We start from the raw sequence: 20,668 nt of genomic DNA on the forward strand, positions 1-20,668 counted from the left end.
TTTAAAAGGAAAAAGATTGAACTTTTTATAATGTTTGATTATAATACAAGACATAACAAATAAAGTCACAAGCAAGAGACTCATAAGGAGAGTGTTCCCATGTTGAAGTTTGATGAAGAATTGTTTTTGAAACTAGTAGAAAAAGAGGGCCTTGGCTACAGGGGCAAAATTGAAGAGATTGTTGATGGTATCTGCAAAAAAGGCTACAGCAATATTTACATGATTGGCGCCGGCGGAACGATCGCCATGATGTATCCTTATGAATATATGTTCAAAACACACTCAAGCATTGATGTCCGCGCAGAAATTGCTTCAGAATTCATGGCCACAAATCCTAAGCATTTTACAAAGGATTCTGTCTGCATCTTTACTTCTGTGTCAGGCACAACAGAGGAAACGGTGGCCGCAACAGAATTTTGCAGAGAAAGAGGAGCAACTACACTGGCTCTGGTAGCTGAGCCGGACACGCCGCTGACAAAAATTGTCGACTACTGCATTACAACTGGATCTGAAAAGCATTCTTTTGATACATTCTTTATGCTTTTATATATGGTATCCTTCCGGTTCATGCATAACAATGAAGAGTTTCCGCAATATGATCAATTCGTGAAAGAAGTATCATTGCTGCCAAGAGCTATTCTCGATGCAGTAAAGTCTTTCGATAAAAAAGCGGAGGAATTTGCTGTTAAGCATAAAGATACGGACTACCATATGATGGTCGGGTCAGGCAATCTTTGGGGCAATACATATTCTTATGCGATGTGCATACTGGAAGAGATGCAGTGGATCCACGCAAAATCGATTCATGCTGCTGAGTTTTTCCATGGCACGCTTGAATTGGTAGTCGAAGATACAAGTGTCATCCTGCTAAAAGGGGAAGATGAAACCCGTCCGCTTGCCGAGCGTGTTGAGCGTTTCGCTGAGAAGATTACAAAAGAACTTACCGTGATTGATACGAAGGATTTTAAAATGGAAGGAATCAGCGATGAATTCAGGAAGCATTTCGCTGTCAATATCAACTGGGCTGCCCTCAGCCGCATCAGCGTTTACCTTGAGCGGGAGAGAAATCATCCTTTAGAACTCAGACGCTATTATCGCAAAATGGAATATTAAGAAAAATAGAGCACTACTTGCGGTAGTGCTCCTTTCTTAAGCTGAAAGGAGTGAAAGCACCATGAAGGTCGTTACAGTCGGGGATAACTGCATGGATGTCTATAAGGATAGCGGGAAAGCCTATCCTGGGGGAAATCCCGTAAATGTGGCGGTTTATTTAAAATCATTGGGAGCGGAACCCGCGTATATTGGCTGGGTCGGCACAGACCACTATGGAGAAGAAATGATCAAAGCCATCCGGAATAAGGGGGTGGATACAGCCCATCTTTCCATAAAGGAAGGAAAAACAGCTGTTACAGATGTACATATGGAAGGCAATGACCGGCGGTTTGGTGACTATGATGAAGGTGTTATGAGAGAATTTGCTTTGACAGGAGAGGAACTTGAGTTTATTGCCGCTCATCAGCTGGTGCATGCAGGGCTATGGGGACATGCGGAAAACTATTTTTCTCTTTTTAAGAAAAAAGGGCTGCTGACGTCCTTTGACTTTTCTGATCAGCTGGCCCATAAGCTGGTTCAAAGTCTGCTGCCATATGTTGATTATCCTTTCTTCTCTTATAAGGAAGATGATGCGTTTATCCGCCAGTTTTTAAAAAATGCGGTTGGCAAAGGGGCAAAAATTGCGGTTGCCACTTTGGGTGAAAAAGGTTCGCTTGCTTATGATGGAAGAGATTTTTACGAGTATGGTGTGGTGGATACTGAGGTTGTGGATACGATGGGAGCGGGAGATTCTTTCATAGCCGGGTTTACGTACGGTATTTTGGAGGGCCTTTCAATACAAAGCTGTTTGGAATTGGGCGCAAAGACTGCCGCCAATACAATCAGATATTTTGGTGCCTGGTGACTGGGGAGTTAGATCAATGTATAATAGATCTTAACAATCTATTGACGGTAAGGATGAGCCAGATGAATTTAAATCCTTCAACGCCTCAGCCGCTGTATATGCAAATCAGGCAAATGCTGAAGAATGACATCCAGAGCGGAAAGTACAAGCCCGATGAACAAATTCCAACAGAAGCAGAGCTTTGTGATATTTATAATGTGAGCCGGATTACGATCCGAAAAGCCATTGAGGAATTAGTGAATGAAGGAACACTTACACGCGTACCGCGCAGAGGGACGTTTGTAACTTCAAACAAGTTCCATAACGAGCTCTTGTCTGTAAGCGGCTTCTCGGAATTCAGCCATCAGCTTGGGATGATTCCCAACTCGCGGATATTAAGAAGCGAAGTCATATCTGCATCAGAAGAAGTCGCCGGGCATCTGCGTATTGAAGAAGGCAGCCCTGTTCTTGAATTGGAGCGGCTGATGTATGTAAATGACCGCCCTTTATTCTACGACATCGCACATTACTCTCTCAGCCGATTCCCTGATTTGGAAAAGAAAATTGCGAGGCTTGAATCCACCTATCAGATCCTCCTGGAGGATTACAGCACTGAAATAATCAGCAATGACAAAATCATCGATGTGATCGGGGCCACGAAAGATCACGCCAGACTGCTGGAATGCGATATTGGCGCAAATCTTTTCAGAATCGTCAAGATTGCGTTTGATTCAAAGGATGAACCTGTCCATCTTTCTACATTTGTATGTGAAACGAATAAAGTGAATTTGACTGTTCATCGGGCGAAATAGAAGCCTGGGGCCATACTCCCTTTTTGTGGAGTATGGCCCTTTTCCATTTATACTTTCAAAAAAATTCCTAACTAATATAGTTTAAGGAAAACCAGCAAATATAGGAATAGGAGTTATAATTTTAATGCATTCCTTTATGCTCTCACTTTCCTGCTATATCTCTTGCCGGCCCAAACACCAATCAGCTGCGGAACCAGGTTCAGGCAGGTAAACAATATGAGGGCCTGGTATGGTTCAAGCGGCTTTGTATATGATTGCCATCGGTCATTCCCGGCCATGCTGATCGTAAAATAAAAAGAAATGGCGAATGAAGCAATATTCCCGGCAATAAAGGGAATTAAGCTCTGATTAAGCCTGCTGAAGAAAGCCAGAAGGCCGGTGCCTATCACCATGATGGAATAACCGAGCAGAGGCCGGAATGAAAAATCCTGGTACATGGCAAAGAAGACAAATGGAAAGCAGTATAAAAGGGTTATTAATATACTGATCTTTTGATTTTTCATGTTTTCACCTCTATTGGAAAATTCAGTGATGCTTTTAAAAGCATAGAGGAAACCGCCAATATTTGTAAGATGAAATTACTGGGAATTTTTTATTGCGAAATAGTTACAAGTCACTTATTAATATGGCACTCGGCGGGGCGGCGATAAGTTCTTCTCCGGAGGCTTTGTAGCTAAAAAGGTATTTTGATTCCTTATGGTATTGCTGAGGATCAATTTTGAGCTTCCCATCTTTATCTAAGGCTACTGTGTAGGTGATCATATAATTAAACTTGATTTCCTTAGCATCCGCTGGCATATCAGGATCAGGTGTGAAATTTGGCGGGACCTCATTTGTAACATATCTGAATATGAGGGACATATTATAGTCATTCGTTTTTTCTAAAAGATTATAATGAAGCCTCTCAGGTATAAATGCATCATAATAAGTCGTTTCCTTCTGTTCATCTGTAAGAGGCAGGCCAGGGACAGCTTCCTTTGCTATGGCCCTAATCGTCTTTCTTTCTACCTCTTTACCGCTCGAATCGTAAACAGATAAGCCGCCATTCTCATTATCCACCAGCAAGTGGTTTTCAAATGCCTTAAAAACAGCTTCTTCCGGCAATTGGACATGAAAGCTTTCTTCAGTCGCCTGAACTGCTTTATTGACAAGTGAATCCTCAATAAGAAACTTTATTTTTCCCACACCCAAGAAGGCCAGAAAAATAGACAGTAGTACACAGAAAAACACCAGTCCCAATTTATCATAGAACCTTTTGCTGTTTAGTATAAAAACAATTGGAATACTGATAAGGAATGTGAACCCTATAAACCTGATATTTGCTGCGATCTCTAAAAGACCAAACGTTGGATCCTCTTCATATATACTTAAATAATATAAGAGGCTGATAATCAATACGATTGAAACTCTCCAGATTGAACTCTTCATTTTGTTGTTCCCTTCTATGTTGTGAATTTACTATAATCATATCCTAATTTTGTAAGTGGGGTAAATGGGAAGAAAAGATATAGTTTATTTCCTGTTATTGGTATTGTGTGATAATTCTTCGGAGCAGGTTTATTATCAGATTTGAATATAGGAGAAGCTCAAAAAAGCAGGACATTTATTTCAAAAAAACAGGGACAGAAAAATTCTGTCCCTTACTGTGCATTCGGTCTATAATCCACATCCACCTTATCCTTGATCTGATAAGGAGCCAGCATAAACGCCCCTTTAAAGACATCCTTTCCTTTATTCACCAAATAATGTACTTTCTTCGGCTCCACATGGATGAAGTCGCCTTTCCGGCAGCTGAAGATCTCGCCGTCGATATGGATTTCGAGCTCGCCCTCGAGGACGAAGAAGTTTTCTTCCATGATTTCATGGTAGTGGGCAGGGAAGTCCTGGCCGGGCTGAAGGACGACGAGGCCAAAGTTCATTCGCGGCCCCCTCAGGAGATATTTCGGTCCGCTGTCCCCGAAACGGTATGCTTCCTCGTTTTCATTGATTACGCTCATCTCTCATCACACTCCGCTCTCTTTTAATCCCGGGGCGATCCACATATGGTCGGTGAGTCCCTGGTCTGCCAATTCCAGCTGGTTTTTATAAATACGGGTCCACTTTTGATACAGCTTTTCATAGACTGCGTGATTTTCTTTGTTAGGATAATAGGTTTTTTCAAATGCCACGACCTTCTCAATTGCATCATCGAAGCTGCTGTATATATTTGCTCCTACACCTGCACAGATGGCGGCACCAAGGGCAGTGGATTCTCGTACCACCGGAATTTTGACTGGCTTATTGAGGACATCGGATACGATCTGGCACCATAATGGACTTTTGGAAGCTCCGCCTGCAAATATAACAGAGTCGGGGGAAGCGCCGGTTATTCCGCTGATCAGCTCCATGTTTCCTTTTGTAACGAAGGCGGCATTCTCCATGATCGCCCGGTAAAAGGCAGCCTTATTGAACCTGGCGCTGTCGAGCTTGAAGTTGAGGAAGCCGGGTGCTGCATGCTTCCAGGAAATATAATTCATGGTATCTGAGAAGGTGCAGAGCAGGCCGTTGCTGCCGGCCGGAACATGCAGTGCTTTTCTCTCCATCTGTTCATAGATGCTTTCATTCGTTTCGTTTTCCAGATATTTTTCCAGATCACAGAAGCTATCCCTGAACCATTTCATCACAAGGCCGGGGAAGAAGGCGATGGCTTCATACTGCCATGTATCAGGAATGCTATGGCAGTTGATCCTGACCCTGCATCCAGGATCCATCTGCAGCTTTTTCGTTGTATATTCATATTGCCAAAAGCTCCCGCCAATGACCGCGGCGTCTCCTTCATTGATGATCCCGGCCCCGATGCAGGCCAGCTGGGCATCTCCGCCTCCAGCGACAACAAGTGTTTCTGTGCTTAGACCTGTAAGCGCATTCATTTTAGAGGTGATCTTACCAACTGCTGTTCCGCTTTCATATACGGCTGGGAAAATATCATCTCTCAAATCGGCTTTCCTGCCAATCTCAGCTTCCCAGCTTCGGTTCGCCAGGCTGAACAGTCCGGTCGTGCATCCATTGGAAGGCTCAACAGAGAGGATGCCGCTTAGATGGTAGACAATCCAGTCATTCAGCATGGTCACATATTTTGTTTGCTGATAGATGTCAGGCAGATTATTTTTAACCCAAAGAAGGCGGGGAATGGCACCTAAAGAAAAGGTCTGGCCGGAGATGCTGTACATCTCGGCCTCCAGGGAGCTGTCCCCGCTGTTTAGTTTGGCTGTCTCGTTTTCCGAGCGGGAGTCGACATTGGCGCAGGCCCAAAGCTCCCGGCCGTTTTCATCATAGAGGACGATGGCTTCCCTCATGCTGGTTGTCGAGACAGAGACAATCGCATCAGGGTTTACGCCGCTTTTTCCAATGGTCTCCTTAATTAATGCAATAATGATATTCAGGTTCTTCTCCACATCGAAATCCATTGACCCGGGATACCTTTCATCCTCTAAATGCTTCCATTCTGCCTGTGAGGTGCAGACCTCGTTTCCCTTTGTATCAAAGAGAATGACCCGGGCGCTCCCGGTCCCTGCATCAATCGCCATTAAATATTGATCCATTCACAGTCATCCTTCCCCTGATCTAATCCGGCCATGGTCGGTTCACTCAACTAAGCCTCTTGCTGCTGCTTCGTCAGTAATCAGAACATCAATATATCCTCCCTTTAGGGCGCCGATGATCGCTTCCCTTTTATGAGCGCCTCCCGCAACGGCCACAACGTGATTGAGTGACTTCAGTATGCCGATTTCGCTGCTGATCAGCTGTTTATGAAGATCTAAATCAATGAGATTGCCGTTAATATCGTAGAATTGGCTCAGCATATCGCCGGCAGCACCCTGGGTTTTTATGATGTCAATGTCCATAGAATTCAAATAGCCTTCTTTTACAATGGTGGCTTTGTCATTAAGGGCGCCGATGCCCATAATCGTCATATTGGAATGCGGGATCATTTCGAGCACATTCCTGATGGGCTTTTCCGCAAGCATTTCCTTTGCCAGCTTTTCGGATGAGACCATTAATGGAGAAGGGATGATGTAGTGCTTGTAGTTGGGATTGGTATAGTAGTCAGAACGTGTATCAATTGCGGTCGGCATATAAAACTTTACACCGCCCGATAAAGACACGAATGTCACATTATATTTAGTGGAAATTTGCAAATGCCCAAGCGTCTTGGAGACGGCCTCCCCATAGCCGATGCTGATCAGCGTATCCCCGGTAATCCTGTCTTCAATATACTGCGCCGCGGCCAGCGTAAAATTCTCGCTTTCCGCATCATTGGCGGCCGGGACAATATAGATATCCTTCAGCTGGTACTTTTCTTTTATCTCTTGTTGAAGCTCCTGATAATTGATCTTCTCCAGATCAATCCTGAATTGGATCACATGATTGGCTTTTGCTTTTTCAAGGTATTTGATCACCTTCATCCTTGAAAGGTTCAGAGATTCGGAAATCTCATTTTGCGTCAGCCCCTCAATATAGTACTTCCAGGCAATCTTTGTAATCAGATCATTTTCATAGGACATTGTCATCACTCATCTTCTTATGGGATGTAAACAAAATCTTTACAGTTAAACATATGTTCAGGGAAAAAGAAAATATGACAGTAAAGTGGCTGCGGGCATGCTGATACGGAAAAATGCCAGAGGCAAAGGGATGGCATTGCGTCAGGGGACCAGGACCGGTTAGAACTTCAGAAGAAAAATAATAAATTCATATTTTCTTCAAACAAAAATTAATAAAATGATTTGCCGTGAATAAAATGTAGCGAGTAAGCGTTTTCAAATATGCAGGTATTTAGAAGGAGGGGTCATATGGAGGAGCTTCCATGCCTTATCCGGCTTGCGGATATCCATAAATCCTTTCAGCAGAATAAGGTCCTGAAGGGGGTCTCGCTTGAAATAAGTGAATCAGAAGTGATTTCGATCATTGGGGGCAATGGGGCAGGAAAAAGCACACTCATGAAGATTCTGACTGGCGTTTATAAGGCGGATGCAGGGACACTCGAAATTGGCGGAGAGGAAATCGGGCACTATCATCCCGCTATCGCCCATGAAAAAGGGATCTATCTTGTCCCGCAGGAGCCTTTGCTTTTTCCCAATATGACAGTTGAACAGAATCTGACGATTGGCTTTGCCCGGGATAAGGCTGAAGTGAAGGCAAGGGCCGCTGAGCTCATTCGCCGGCTGGACTGGAATCTTGAACTTGGAAGGCTGGCCGCATCCCTGTCAATAGCGGAGCAGCAGCAGCTCGAAATTATTAAAGGGCTTCTCAGGGAGGCAAAGGTCCTGATACTTGATGAGCCTACTTCTGCTCTGACCTTTGCTGAAACGGAAGCATTGTTTCAATTGATTGAGAGGCTGAAAGAATCGGGTGTGGCCATTTTTTATATTACCCACAGGCTTGATGAGGTTTTTCAAATCTCAACCCATGCAGTCATTCTCCGTGACGGCAGAATAACGCTTAAAGGAAGAATCGATGAATTTACGAAGGAGATGCTCATCCAAGGGCTGCTGCCGGAAGAAAGCCAGGAAAAGGGTAAGGATGTTTTTGAAAAAAAGCAGAGGGAGCGTGCTGATGAGGAGCCGGTCCTTGATGTGAGAAATATCAGCGGGGATGGCTTCAGGGATATCAGCATCCAGGTTTTTAAAGGTGAGGTAGTTGGAGTGGCGGGGCTGGTTGGAGCCGGCCGGACGGAAATTGCTGAGGCCATCTATGGCATAGGCAAAGTGAAGAGCGGGAAGGTCTTCCTGGCAGGGAAGGATATTACGAATCTGCCTGTCCGCCAAACAATTGAAAATGGCCTGGCTTATATACCAGAGGACAGGTTTCTGAATGGGATATTCTCTATCAGCTCGGTAAGGAATAATCTGACGGCCCAAATACTCAGGCGGCAGGGCTTTTTCAGCAGCAGGAATAAGGAAAGCAGCATTACAGATGAATATGTCGGCCGGCTGAGGATTAAGGTGAGCAGCCAGGAGGATGAAATCAAATCACTGTCCGGCGGGAATCAGCAGAAGGTTGTCATCTCCAGGATCCTTGCCGGTAACCCGCAGGTGATCATCATGGACGAACCGACCAGAGGGATTGATGCCGGTGCCAGGGGCGATATTTACAGCATCATAGCCGACTTAAAGGAAAAGGGCTATTCTATCCTGCTGATTTCTTCCGATCTGGAGGAGATTGAGAGGCTCAGCGACAGAATCTACACCATCTATCAGGGCACCTGCAATGTATGCCTCGGATTTGATGAAATCAATGCTGCCAATGTGATGAAATCTGCTTTTGGAACGTTATGAAGGATGTGATGTAGATGTCTGCGTTGAAATGGGCGGCGTCACGGCGGGAATTCAGGACTTTATTATTCTTAATTATGCTGTTTACGCTTGTCGGCCTCGTAAACAGCGACTTTCTGACTCTGGCAAACATACAGGCCTCTGTGAAAAGCAGCCTTCTTTATATTGTCTTGGCTGTGGGTATGACATTTGTGCTGCTGACAGGAAATATTGATATTTCAATAGGGGGGATCATGGGGCTTAGCGCTGCGGTGGCGGGCACCATCCTGAAAAGCGGCGGCAGCCTTTTCACGGCAGCAGCGGCAGCCCTTTTCATAGGTGCGGCCATCGGGCTCATCAATGGATTGGGAGTGACGAGGCTAAAAATCTCATCTTTTATTATGACCCTGGGAATGCTTGAAATCACGCGGGTTCTTCATGTCATTTATGCTGATGGGAAATGGGTGGAGAATCTGCCGGCAGGCTTTAAGGGTCTTTCCAAGTTCAGCCTGGCCGGTGTGAATATCCTCTCCCTGCTGGTGATTGCAGCGGTGATCCTTGTACATTTTTATCTTTCAAAAAGCAATAAAGGAAGGTATTTTGCCGCAATCGGTGATAACGAAGAGGGAGCGGTATTGCTCGGAATTCCCGTGCAGCGCTATAAAACTTATGCCTTTGTCATCTCCGGCATTTCCGCCTCTATAGCCGGGCTGATTTTTGCCAGCCAGATTGGCTTCATCTCAACCACTGCAGGAGCCGGCATTGAAATGACCGTCATTGCGGGCGCTGTTCTCGGCGGAGTTTCTCTCAGCGGCGGAATCGGGTCTGTCATCGGAGCGGGGATCGGCGCCATCATTATGACTTCAATCAATTCGGCTCTTGTGTTCATGAAGGTCCCTGCTTTCTGGAATGCGGCAATATCCGGATCCCTTTTAATCCTTATTGTGGTCATCGACACCCTGCTGACCAGGAAAGCGATGAAAAAGGCGAAAAAGGAAAGGCTGAATGCGCGGATCCTTCAGAAGGAGGTGCAAATATAAGTGATTCGGAAGATTCCTAAATGGAACCTTATGCTGCTGTTCATTTTACTTGTGGAAATAATTGTTTTCGGCCTGATCAATCCGAGGTTCTGGAATATCTCCATCCTGCTGGGAAGCTTTAATGATTTTATCGGCATCGCCCTTGTCGCCTTTTTTGTCACCTTTGTCATCATCACAGGGGGGATCGACATATCCGGCGGATCGATCATTGGGCTTACCTCGGTCCTTGCGGGGATTCTATCGCAGGTGGCAGGGCTCAATATTTGGCTGTCGGTCATTTTGGCGATAGCGGCAGGCGGGCTTTGCGGGCTCTTGAATGGAATTTTGATCGCTTACGGGCGAGTGCAGGCGATGGTGATCACCCTTGGAGCGATGCTGCTCTACAGCGGCATATCCATTGTCATCGTCGGCCTGTCAGGAGTGAGTACGTATGAAGGGATATCAGGCTTTCCGGAGGCCTTCAGCAGCCTGGCCTATGGGGAAGTGATGGGCATCCCAAACTCTGTTCTCCTCTTCCTTGTCATGTTTTTCTTCGCATATGTCCTTCTGCATTTAACGAAATACGGAAGGTATATATATCTAACCGGCATCAACCAGAATGCGGCAGAATACGCAGGCATTGATACTAGAAAAATCATCGCCAGCACCTATGTCCTATCGGGATTGAGCGCGGGTGTAGCAGGCGTGATGCTGACTTCCTACCTGGGCAGCGCCCGGGCGGATTTCGGCTCTGAATATTTGATGCCGATCCTGACTGCCGTTGTGCTTGGAGGAACCTTGATCACGGGAGGCAAAGGAGGTGTTATCGGCACTGCGCTTGCCAGCATCATCGTCGGTCTGCTGCAGCTCGGTCTGCAGATGGGCGGCGTTTCCACACAGTATATTGGCCTTGCGACCGGCCTGCTTCTGATTATTTCTGTCGCATTCCTTGGACTGTCATCTGATTTCAAGCATTCGGTGAAAAGGATTCTTGCACCTAAAAAAATGGGGGTCGATTGAGATGAGATTTAAGCCTTATAAGCTGTTCCTTGGTATGGCCATGGCTTCGCTTCTGCTGGCAGGCTGCAGCGGGGAGAAAGACTCCGGCGGCAGTTCCGGCGGGAAAAAAGCTGATGACATTGAAGTTGTCTTTATCCCGAAAATGACCGGGAATGCATTTTTTGAATCAGGCAATAACGGGGCCCAGGCTATGGCCAAAAAAGAAGGGTTCAAGGTCAAGTATGACGGGGCGCCGGAAGGGACCGTGGCCAATCAGGTCCAGATCATCAACAGCGCTGTCAGCAGCGGGGCAGATGCCATTGCCATTTCTTCTGTTTCTTCAGACGGTCTGAACCAGGCGCTGAAAAAGGCGCTCGATGCAGGCATCAAGGTAGTCACCTGGGATTCTGACGTTGATCCGGAATACCGTTCTGTTTATGTGAATCAGGGGACACCGGAAATACTCGGTGCGATGCTCGTCGATATGGTTGCCGGACAGCTGGAAAATCCTGATGAAGCCCAGCAGGTCGCCTGGTTCTATTCAAGTCCGACCGTTCCTGACCAAAACTCCTGGGTTGAATATGCTGATCAGTATATAAAAGAGAAATATCCGAAATGGGAAATTGTCACAAGGCAATTTGGAGAAGGAAATGAGCAGAAGTCCCTGCAGGTAGGGGAAAGCATCCTTGATTCCTATCCTGATATTGATGCCATCATCTGCCCTGATTCCACTGCTCTTCCAGCAATGGCACAGGCAGCGGAGAATAAAGGGCTGACAGCGAAGGATGTTGCGATCACAGGGTTTGCGTCACCGAATTCCATGAGGCCATTCCTGGAGAACGGCACTATCTTAAATCATGGCTTATGGGATGTCCAGGATCAGGGAGCGCTTGCTGTTTATATTGCTTACCACCTGGCACAGGGCAATGAATTGAAGGTTGGCGACAAGCTGGAGGTTCCTGAACTTGGCGAAGTGACAGTTGAGCCGAACAGCATCCAGGGCTATGACTATGAAGCGGACGATTCCGGAATCATCGTGCTGCCGGAGCGGATTGTTTTTACAAAAGAAAATACTGGTGATTATGACTTTTAATTAGGGGGAGTTGCGGAGGATGGCAGATAATATCGGCAATAAAGCGGCGAAGAACTTTTTTGAAGATGTACCATTTGCGGGCGGTGAGGGCTTCCATGTAAAAGGGGCCGCCAATTATGACTGGGGCATGAAAGACCGGCTGTCGAGGATCTTCAACCCGAAGACTGGAAAGACCATTATGCTCGCATTCGATCACGGCTATTTTATGGGGCCGACCTCAGGACTTGAACGGATCGATTTGCTTGTCCCGAGGCTTGAGAAATATGTTGACTGCCTGATGGGAACAAGGGGGGCGATCAGAAGCAGTGTGCCGCCTTCATTCAACAAGGCGATTGCGCTCCGGGCGTCATCCGGTTCTTCTATTCTGCAAAATGACCTGAGCCATGAATCCATGGTGGTTGATATCGAGGATGCTGTCCGGATGAATGCCAGCGCCATTGCGATTCAGACCTTTATCGGTGCAGATGGGCAAAAAGAGACGATTGAAGAGCTGAACAAAGCTGTTAATGTTGGCTTGAGATACTCAATCCCGACTTTGGGTGTCGTCGCTGTCGGCAAAGAAATGGCGCGCACTACCGAGTTCTTCCTGCTCGCGACCAGGATGCTGGCAGAGTTTGGTGTTCAGATCGTCAAAACCTATTATTGCGATGATTTTGAGAAAGTAGCATCCGCCTGCCCAGTTCCCCTGGTGGTCGCCGGCGGTAAAAAGATTCCGGAAAAAGACGCACTCACCCTCGCCTACAACTCCATCCAGGGAGGAGCAGCCGGAGTAGATATGGGCCGAAACATTTTCCAATCCCAGCACCCGGAAGAAATGGTGCAGGCTGTGGGGAAAGTGGTGCATGAAGGGTTTACAGATAAAGAGGGGTATGAGTATTATCAGTCGCTGATAGGGTAGAGCGGGGAGTTTGGCAGTACTTAATATTGTGCCTGGCACTGTTTTGGTAGTAAATGTAAATGGGGCGGAGTGATTTGGGAAGTTGGTAGATTAAATAGCCGAGTTGGTAGAATCAGTCGGGAAGTTGGTAGAATAACCAGAAGAGTTGGTAGAATAACAGCAAAAGTCGGTAGAATCGTACTGGATACAGGTAGAATCCTGTATGAATCCATCTCATTTAATGAGAAATGCCCCTCTAGCACATATTAGAGGGGCATTTTTTATGCTTTTTCAACTTTTAATAGTCATTGGCAAGACAATTTGTCTCTTTCCACACCATTTTGCAGGGCAGCAGTTCATTTCTCAGCACGTGGTGACTTCGTTTTCTCCTTATCAGATAGACAGAGGGTAGTAGTTTTGGTTAGACAAGGCAGCCTGTAATCTGATCCTGTCAGCAGGAATCCCTGGGATGATGATCTAATATATAAGGAATCAAACTAAAGCAGGTGAAGCATATGAAATCAAAGAAACTATTATTTATCGGCGACAGCATCACAGATCACGGCAGAAGAGAGGATCCTGAACAGATTGGATTCGGTTATGTAAGGAACCTCCGGGACTACTATTTGACGTCTTTTCCTGAAAAGGAGTTAGAGTTTATCAACAGAGGTGTGAGCGGCAACCGTATTATTGACCTTGCCGACCGCTGGAAGGCGGATGTTATTGATATTCAGCCGGATCTTGTGTCCATTTCGATTGGCATTAACGATGTATGGCGGCAGCTGGACAGTCCGGGGATTGTGCAGATTGATCCTGGCAGGTTCAAGGAGGTATATCAGGATCTGCTGACACAGGTGAAGGAGGAGACTGAAGCTGAAGTCGTGCTCATGGAGCCGACTGTCATTGAGGAGGACGTTCATTCGGAAGGGAACCGGCTGCTTATTCCATATGTTGAGGCTGTACAAGAACTGGCTGAGCAGTTCAAGGCTGCGGTTGTTACGGAGCATAAGGCATTTATCCAGTACCTTGAATCAGGGGGAAGTCTTAAACTGACGACAGATGGGGTGCATATGACTTCGGCGGGGGATATGCTTATGGCTAGGACGTGGGTTATGGGAGCAGGTTCTTTGTCTGTCTTTAACTGATATTGCATTGTTCGCAGAATGAAGGCATTTTTGCCGGAGTTAGGATGTGTCAGTTTCCAGTAAATGTATTTTTTGTAGAATAACGCTGATTTTATGTAGAATCATTGGAAAAATAGGTAGAATAATTAAGAATTTAGGTAGAATAATAGAAAATTTATGTTGAATCATATACGTTTCGGAGCTCTATTAAGAAAAATGTCCCTTTTACATATAGTAGAGGGGCATTTTTCATGCTATACCACACTCAAATGCGATCCAGCAGGACATTATCTCCCGAGTCAGCCTCCTTCTGCAGAGCTGACGTCTAATCTTCCAAGAAAAACCCATAAAATCGTAAAACCTCACCTCTTCGCGCCACCCACCTATTTGACATCCCCCTATTTTTCTGCAATAATAATAAACAATTAAATACTGGTACCTTTAATTCAGTCCCGTGAGGCTGGCAAGGACAGCGGAAATTATGAGAATCATTGGGTGAGGTGTATCCTGCCCGCTGGTTTTTCATGAGGAAAAAGGCTTCTTGTCGGAAACGGCGAGAAGCCTTTTTTCGTTCCAGCTTCTTAGCATCGAAGGCTCCTTCGGTACCAGTTTCAACACTTTTGAAACTTATAGGAGGAATGGAAATGAGTAAAGTAGATTTGGATTTTTCACTGAGTGCGGTTCCGCAGAAGCACCGCAGCGGATTTTGGAGAATGCTTGTGGTGATGCTGGGGCTGACGTTTTTCTCGGCAAGCATGTGGTCAGGCGGGACGCTTGGTTCAGGGCTGACTTTTATGCAGTTTATCGGCATCGTCCTGGCTGGGAACCTGATTCTTGGCGCTTATACTGGAGCGCTTGCCTATATCGCGGCCGAGACCGGCTTATCGACCCATCTGCTGACGCGCTATGCATTCGGTGAAAAAGGTTCTTATCTTTCTTCATTCTTACTGGCAGCGACCCAGGTTGGCTGGTTCGGCGTCGGTGTCGCGATGTTTGCTCTTCCTGTCCAGAAGGTGACAGGGCTTGATGCGTATCTGCTGATTGCGATTGCCGGCATCCTGATGACGGCGACAGCATTTTTCGGAATGAAGGCACTGGCGATCTTGAGCTTTATCGCGGTTCCGCTTATCACCATTCTTGGCAGCTTTTCAGTGTTCAAGGCAACAGAAACGGTTGGAGGTCTTGACGGCCTTATGCAGTATCAGCCTACAGAAGCAATCGGGCTTGCAGCAGCATTGACGATCTGTGTCGGTTCTTTTATCAGTGCCGGAACGCTGACGCCTGACTTTGCCCGCTTCGCCCAGACAAAGCGTTCAGCTATCATTACGACTGTAATTGCCTTCTTTATCGGAAATTCACTCATGTTCATCTTCGGTGCTATCGGCGCAATCGCAACTGGCCAATCAGATATTTCCGAAGTGATGTTCATTCAAAAATTGATCCTCCCGGCCATCCTTGTGCTGGGGCTTAATATCTGGACAACTAATGACAATGCACTGTATGCATCCGGACTCGGTTTCTCAAGCATCACGAAAATCTCAAAAAGCAAGGTTGTCATTTTTAACGGAATCGTCGGAACTATCCTGGCAATGTGGCTTTACAATAACTTCGTCGGATGGCTGACCATCCTTGGGGCAGCTCTGCCGCCTGTTGGCGCCATCATTCTCGCAGACTATTTTATCATCAACAGAGGCAAGTATAAGAAATTTGAGCAAATGACATTCAAAGCTGTCAACTGGCCGGCCATGATCGCATGGGGTGCAGGTGTGCTTGCTGCGAACTTTATTCCGGGGATCCCTCCGGTCAATGCACTGCTAGGAGCGGCGATCACATTCGTTGTCATCACGAAGCTTGCAGCTCTCACGGCAAACACAGGCACGATATCAGAAATGGAAAAGGTGAGCTAAATGATGTTAATTAAAAATGCGAAGCTTAGAGGTAAGGATGGGCTTTGGAATATAACAGTAAGAGACGAAAAGATTGCGGAATTGTCGAAGGGGGATGTATCAGATTGGCAAGGTGAGGAGCTTGATGTAAAAGGGGCGCTTGTTTCTGCCCCGTTCATTGAACCGCATATCCACCTTGATACAACGCTCACAGCAGGAGAGCCTGAATGGAATCAGAGCGGCACATTGTTCGAGGGCATCCAGAGATGGGCACAGCGCAAGGAGACTTTGACACATGAGGATGTAAAGGAGCGGGCTAAAAAAGCGCTCAAATGGCAGATCGCACAGGGAATCCAGCATGTCCGCACACATGTGGATGTGACGGATCCAACCTTGACGGCGCTGAAGGCGCTTTTAGAAGTAAAAGAAGAAATGGCTTCACATGTCGATCTGCAGCTGGTCGCTTTTCCGCAGGAGGGAATCCTTTCTTATCCGAGCGGGGCAGAGCTGATGGAAGAAGCGCTGAAAATGGGTGCAGACGTGGTCGGCGGCATTCCGCACTTTGAGTTTACGAGAGAATATGGCGTATCTTCTATGAAAATTGCATTCGACCTTGCGGAAAAATATGACCGCCTTGTAGACATTCACTGCGATGAAATCGATGATGAGCAGTCACGGTTTGTAGAAGTAGTGGCAGCGGAAGCATATGAGCGCGGATTCGGCAGCAAGGTGACGGCCAGCCATACGACGGCGATGGGCTCCTATAATGATGCTTATGCCTACAAACTCTTCAGGCTTCTGAAGATGTCGGAAATAAACTTTGTGGCTAACCCCCTTGTAAATATCCATCTTCAGGGCCGTTTTGATACGTATCCAAAACGGAGGGGCATCACAAGAGTGAAGGAGCTTCTCGAAGCGGGAATGAATGTGAGCTTCGGGCATGATGATATCTTTGATCCATGGTATCCGCTTGGAACAGGCAATATGCTTCAGGTTCTCCACATGGGCATCCACGTATCCCAGCTCATGGGTTATGAAGAAATTGTCCGTTCCTTCGATCTGATTACAGATAACAGCGCCAAGACGCTTCATATCGAAGACAGCTACGGGATAGAAGCTGGAAAACCGGCCAGCTTCATTGTCCTTGACGCTGAAAATGAATACGAAGCCATCCGCAAACAGGCAGCCGTCCTTTACTCTATCAGGAACGGCAAGATCATCGCGCAGACAAGCCCAAGGCAGACCTCTATTCTGCTGGGGGAGGAAAGAGAAATTATAGATTTTAGCAAATAATACAAAGAAAAGGGGCAGCGGCGGCTGCCCCTTTTTGGTCCGTGTCAGGCACCGCGAAAAGACACTTTTCCTATATTTGTCCACGAGCAGTGCCTGACACGGGGATCTACGCTGTATAGTTTAATTCCTCAACGGCGAGACTGTTCTTAAAGAAACTAAGGCGGTGCGCTATTTTGAGGATTCTCTTTGTGGTTGTGATGAGTGCCTTTATATTTGTTTGTACTTGTTCGAGCAGTTTTGCTGATTTAAAAGAATCTGGAGAAGTTCATTTTGAATGGCAGGGGGACCCTTCGTTTGGAGAGCTGCTGCTGCCTTGGCCACCCAGTGCTGATAGGGATTTTGCTTTCCAGAAGGCTGGACATGCTCTTTCCTTTTTTATTTTGACTGGCGGGCTGCTGAGCCTCATCCCCCAAGCATATTCAGCTATAATCGCAGCCATATATGCGATGGCAACAGAAATACTGCAGCTGTGCTTTATGAGGAGCGGGCTGCTGCTGGATGTGATGGTGGACTGCGGAGGCATCTTTCTTGCGCTGCTTGTCTTTGGTTTAATTAAATATGCTGCAGGCCAAAACAGGCAGCAAAAAAGTATGAGCCAGAACAAATAACGGTTTTCTGGTAATTGGCGCACAGCTCCTCCGAAGGAATCAATCAAATCTTGCCATTTACCCTTCCTCTTTTTTTATAATATAATGACACAGGCAAAGCTTTTAGATGCATTCTAGCAGCTTTACTGTTTATTGAGTCTTTTTAATAGAGGTTGGATAAATGAAGAATATATATCTTGATTATAATCAGATTTCCCTTTCGCTTGATTCTCTGGCGGACGAGATAAGGGGGGAGGGCTTTGACGGTCTCGTGATTATTTTGCGGGGCGGCTCTTTTCCTGGCTTTCACCTGGCTTTCCTGACAGGGCTGCCTTATTATTTTTTGACATATGACCGCAGCAGCGAGTCGCCCGAGTGGAAAGGCCATGCCCCAGCCTAAAGAAAGCCCTCCTAGTTGAAGACTTTGCGGGGATGGGGAATACGCTGATCAACAGCAAAGAGTTTTTAATAAAGCAAGGAATTGAAGTAAAGACACTGGTTATCTGCAAGGATCCGAAATCCGCTTCAATGCCTGACTTTTTCTGCTTTGAAACAAAGGAAGAAAATGCCCGCTTCATTTTGCCATGGGAAAGATTCAGGCTCAATCCAGCGGAAAGCAGGGTTTCAAGAGCAGAAAATATCGCCGATCATCAATTTGAGAGAACCCTTTGGGATGAGCAGCTCTTTTCCCTTGTCCGCGAAGGCGATGGAATTGCGGCAGGGCATATCGATAAAGGGGAAATGGCGATTTCACTCGGCTTTACCCATGTGGTGACGGTGAATGTTGAAGAGGCCATTCTAATATCCTCTCAATATCCTGAACTCAGGGTAGCATGGTGGGACGGAGAGAGAAGATTTATGATACAGTCTAAGGCGGTATAAGGAAAGAGGGACAGGTACTTGTTCCTCTTTTTTTGCTGAAAAATACTATTATCTTTAGATTTTCCCAAGCAGGTACTGCAATAAAGAACTTCAGGACAACCCTTGCAGCGAATAAATTACTTAATAGAGAACCTGGCATTCTTGAATCAGACCAGTCTTCAAATAAACACTACATAAGGCCTAAATGATAATGACAGGATTTTCGTAAGTTTTCCCAAGGCCAACCCCATTGTTGCGGCTGCCAATATTTGATAGTTTTGAAGGGAAGGACCCGAAACTATTTTAGGAGGAGATATTATGAAAAAACTTGGGAAAATCGTATTAGCGTCTGCTATGTCTTTAGGTATCCTGGGCGGTGTTGGGAATATTGGTGCTTCTACTGCTGAGGCTGCCCCTGCAGGCTGCTTCGGCCCGGTCTATTATTACGTGAAATCTGGAGATACACTCTCAGGAATTGCCGCTAAATATGGAGTTACAACAGCCTATCTGGCATCATTGAACAATATCTCAGATCCGAACAAAATCTATGTGGGCCAGCGTATAACTACATATAACTGCAATTAATACAATTAAAGCCTCCATCCTGTCGTGAACAGGATGGAGGCTTCTTTTATCCTTTACAGCCCTGGCTCATAAGCGGTATTCGGGATTTTTTCATAATCATCCGCATCCAGGTTTTCCACGGATCCATCTGCAACTCCTTTAATAATGGCATTCAATCCGGTTTCGACTGCTTTGACAAGCTGACCTTTTTTCTTTTGGCCAAGCGTATGTGACTGGCCTCTCACCTCAAACAAAACAGTGCCGCTGCCGTTAAGGGCAAAGCTTCCCAATGCAGTTCCTGGAAGGTCAAGGTTCCGCTGATAGAGGGTAATGTTATTGAACGGAGAGTTTCCGATTGATTGCAAGGCATTGTAAGCTGCTAAATTCAGCTGCTTGGAAAACTCAACATTATATTGATCCGCATATTCCGCATATTTTGCTCCTGCTGGAGTGTTTGGATCAGGCACAAACTCGCCTGACAAAGACATAGTAACGATGTCATCCGTTCCCTCTACATAGTATTGCCCCTGATGGTGAAGGTCAACGAAGACATCAACCTTCCCGAACTCGGCCATTAATCCTTTATACACGTCCCTTACGGTTTGGGATTCCGGTGTTATGTACCAGCCTGGCTGGCTTGACCTGCCTGGGAAATCCTCGGCTCGGGGGATGTAATCCAGGTCAGGGTTGAAGTCGCGGTTTACATCAAACCCGGGCTGTCCGGTGTAATTTCTCTCCTGGATTGTGCCAGATGCATAATAATTCCAGGCCGGCCTCACTGCCGCTGCAAGCTGAGGGAATTCCTGCACAGCTTCTGCCCAGGACATATCGTTTCCGCGTCGGTCAAGCTCTGAAGCGTCCGGATTTATTTTTGGCAGAACGACCAAAGTGACACTTTCGAGGATTTCCCTGGCTTCTGGTGAGTTGCTTGATCCCAGGTATTGAAGGATTTTCAGCAAAGCCTCTGTACCGGTCTTTTCATTGCCGTGAATTTCGCTTTCAATCAGAATCACTTTTTTCCCCGTACCGACTCGTGCCTGGTAAATGTCCCGCCCCTGGTTGGATTGCCCGACAACCGATAACGACACTTTTCCCTGGCTGCTCTTTTCAATCTGCTGGAGCTTGTTCACCATTTCGGCATAGTCAGTAAATCCAGCTACAGAGCTGGCTTCGTACTGTCCTGCCTTGCCGGCATCAGGAGATGGGGCCGCAATGGCTGTGCCTCCAATCCCCGCACATAAAACAACTGCTGTACTTAATCCTGTAATCCATTTGTTTTTCTTCATCCTGCCACTCCCCTTTATTTTTCTTACAAAGACTATTC

The 20,668-nt window shown here is 46.4% G+C and carries 21 protein-coding genes; 15 read left to right on the forward strand and 6 right to left on the reverse strand.

What is annotated here, in order from left to right:
* Positions 1 to 99 precede the first annotated feature (99 nt).
* From LCM00_RS15500 to LCM00_RS15510, 3 genes are all read left to right on the forward strand, one after another.
* Complete coding sequence (locus tag LCM00_RS15500) at positions 100 to 1,113, forward strand: SIS domain-containing protein (RefSeq protein WP_224903736.1); 1,014 nt, start codon at positions 100 to 102, stop codon at positions 1,111 to 1,113.
* Between the two features lie 61 nt (positions 1,114 to 1,174).
* Entirely contained in the window at positions 1,175 to 1,957 is a 783-nt protein-coding gene (gene frlD / locus LCM00_RS15505) for a fructoselysine 6-kinase (RefSeq protein ID WP_224903738.1), read from the forward strand.
* 62 nt (positions 1,958 to 2,019) lie between these two features.
* Positions 2,020 to 2,748, forward strand: a complete 729-nt coding sequence (locus tag LCM00_RS15510; protein ID WP_224903740.1) for a GntR family transcriptional regulator — start codon at positions 2,020 to 2,022, stop codon at positions 2,746 to 2,748.
* Positions 2,749 to 2,882: 134 nt separating this feature from the next.
* Here the strand turns inward: LCM00_RS15510 and LCM00_RS15515 are convergent, their stop codons facing one another.
* From LCM00_RS15515 to LCM00_RS15535, 5 genes are all read right to left on the reverse strand, one after another.
* The gene (locus LCM00_RS15515) at positions 2,883 to 3,251 is read right to left on the reverse strand and encodes a hypothetical protein (protein ID WP_224903742.1); all 369 of its coding nucleotides are present in this window, start codon (positions 3,249 to 3,251) and stop codon (positions 2,883 to 2,885) included.
* Positions 3,252 to 3,354: 103 nt separating this feature from the next.
* The gene (locus LCM00_RS15520) at positions 3,355 to 4,176 is read right to left on the reverse strand and encodes a hypothetical protein (protein WP_224903744.1); all 822 of its coding nucleotides are present in this window, start codon (positions 4,174 to 4,176) and stop codon (positions 3,355 to 3,357) included.
* A 212-nt stretch (positions 4,177 to 4,388) separates the two neighbouring features.
* Complete coding sequence (locus tag LCM00_RS15525; RefSeq protein WP_224903746.1) at positions 4,389 to 4,745, reverse strand: cupin domain-containing protein; 357 nt, start codon at positions 4,743 to 4,745, stop codon at positions 4,389 to 4,391.
* A 6-nt stretch (positions 4,746 to 4,751) separates the two neighbouring features.
* Positions 4,752 to 6,329 carry an autoinducer-2 kinase gene (lsrK, locus tag LCM00_RS15530; RefSeq protein WP_224903748.1) on the reverse strand — a complete coding sequence of 526 codons (1,578 nt, stop codon included), beginning with the start codon at positions 6,327 to 6,329 and terminating at the stop codon, positions 4,752 to 4,754.
* 42 nt (positions 6,330 to 6,371) lie between these two features.
* On the reverse strand, positions 6,372 to 7,292 hold the full coding sequence (locus LCM00_RS15535; RefSeq protein ID WP_224903750.1) for a sugar-binding transcriptional regulator: 921 nt from the start codon (positions 7,290 to 7,292) through the stop codon (positions 6,372 to 6,374).
* A 288-nt stretch (positions 7,293 to 7,580) separates the two neighbouring features.
* Between LCM00_RS15535 and LCM00_RS15540 the strand changes: the two genes are divergently transcribed.
* From LCM00_RS15540 to LCM00_RS24910, 12 genes are all read left to right on the forward strand, one after another.
* On the forward strand, positions 7,581 to 9,065 hold the full coding sequence (locus tag LCM00_RS15540; RefSeq protein WP_224903752.1) for a sugar ABC transporter ATP-binding protein: 1,485 nt from the start codon (positions 7,581 to 7,583) through the stop codon (positions 9,063 to 9,065).
* A gap of 14 nt (positions 9,066 to 9,079) precedes the next feature.
* Positions 9,080 to 10,081: an ABC transporter permease gene (locus LCM00_RS15545; RefSeq protein ID WP_224903755.1), complete on the forward strand. Its 1,002-nt coding sequence runs from the start codon at positions 9,080 to 9,082 to the stop codon at positions 10,079 to 10,081.
* Positions 10,082 to 11,080 carry an ABC transporter permease gene (locus LCM00_RS15550; protein ID WP_224903757.1) on the forward strand — a complete coding sequence of 333 codons (999 nt, stop codon included), beginning with the start codon at positions 10,082 to 10,084 and terminating at the stop codon, positions 11,078 to 11,080.
* Between the two features lies 1 nt (position 11,081).
* The gene (gene lsrB / locus LCM00_RS15555; RefSeq protein ID WP_224903759.1) at positions 11,082 to 12,152 is read left to right on the forward strand and encodes an autoinducer 2 ABC transporter substrate-binding protein LsrB; all 1,071 of its coding nucleotides are present in this window, start codon (positions 11,082 to 11,084) and stop codon (positions 12,150 to 12,152) included.
* Positions 12,153 to 12,171: 19 nt separating this feature from the next.
* Positions 12,172 to 13,050 (forward strand): 3-hydroxy-5-phosphonooxypentane-2,4-dione thiolase, encoded by an 879-nt coding sequence (gene lsrF / locus LCM00_RS15560; RefSeq protein WP_224903761.1) that lies wholly within the window; start codon positions 12,172 to 12,174, stop codon positions 13,048 to 13,050.
* Positions 13,051 to 13,544: 494 nt separating this feature from the next.
* Positions 13,545 to 14,174, forward strand: a complete 630-nt coding sequence (locus LCM00_RS15565) for an SGNH/GDSL hydrolase family protein (RefSeq protein ID WP_224903763.1) — start codon at positions 13,545 to 13,547, stop codon at positions 14,172 to 14,174.
* Between the two features lie 623 nt (positions 14,175 to 14,797).
* Positions 14,798 to 16,060, forward strand: coding sequence for a cytosine permease (gene codB, locus LCM00_RS15570; RefSeq protein WP_224903765.1), 1,263 nt, complete (start codon positions 14,798 to 14,800; stop codon positions 16,058 to 16,060).
* A gap of 3 nt (positions 16,061 to 16,063) precedes the next feature.
* Positions 16,064 to 17,332, forward strand: coding sequence for a cytosine deaminase (locus LCM00_RS15575; RefSeq protein WP_224903767.1), 1,269 nt, complete (start codon positions 16,064 to 16,066; stop codon positions 17,330 to 17,332).
* 197 nt (positions 17,333 to 17,529) lie between these two features.
* Entirely contained in the window at positions 17,530 to 17,940 is a 411-nt protein-coding gene (locus tag LCM00_RS15580; RefSeq protein ID WP_224903852.1) for a VanZ family protein, read from the forward strand.
* 160 nt (positions 17,941 to 18,100) lie between these two features.
* Positions 18,101 to 18,319 carry a hypothetical protein gene (locus LCM00_RS15585; protein WP_224903769.1) on the forward strand — a complete coding sequence of 73 codons (219 nt, stop codon included), beginning with the start codon at positions 18,101 to 18,103 and terminating at the stop codon, positions 18,317 to 18,319.
* Positions 18,295 to 18,801: a phosphoribosyltransferase family protein gene (locus LCM00_RS15590; protein ID WP_224903771.1), complete on the forward strand. Its 507-nt coding sequence runs from the start codon at positions 18,295 to 18,297 to the stop codon at positions 18,799 to 18,801. The genes LCM00_RS15585 and LCM00_RS15590 overlap by 25 nt, the downstream gene beginning before the upstream one ends.
* A gap of 297 nt (positions 18,802 to 19,098) precedes the next feature.
* Positions 19,099 to 19,365 (forward strand): LysM peptidoglycan-binding domain-containing protein, encoded by a 267-nt coding sequence (locus tag LCM00_RS24910; RefSeq protein ID WP_404802165.1) that lies wholly within the window; start codon positions 19,099 to 19,101, stop codon positions 19,363 to 19,365.
* A 53-nt stretch (positions 19,366 to 19,418) separates the two neighbouring features.
* Here LCM00_RS24910 and LCM00_RS15600 read toward each other — a convergent pair whose 3' ends face one another.
* Positions 19,419 to 20,630, reverse strand: a complete 1,212-nt coding sequence (locus LCM00_RS15600; RefSeq protein WP_224903774.1) for a M14 family metallopeptidase — start codon at positions 20,628 to 20,630, stop codon at positions 19,419 to 19,421.
* Between the last annotated feature and the right edge of the window lie 38 nt (positions 20,631 to 20,668).

The sequence above is a fragment of the Bacillus infantis genome (assembly GCF_020171945.1).
Lineage (GTDB): Bacteria > Bacillota > Bacilli > Bacillales > Cytobacillaceae > Bacillus_AB > Bacillus_AB infantis_A.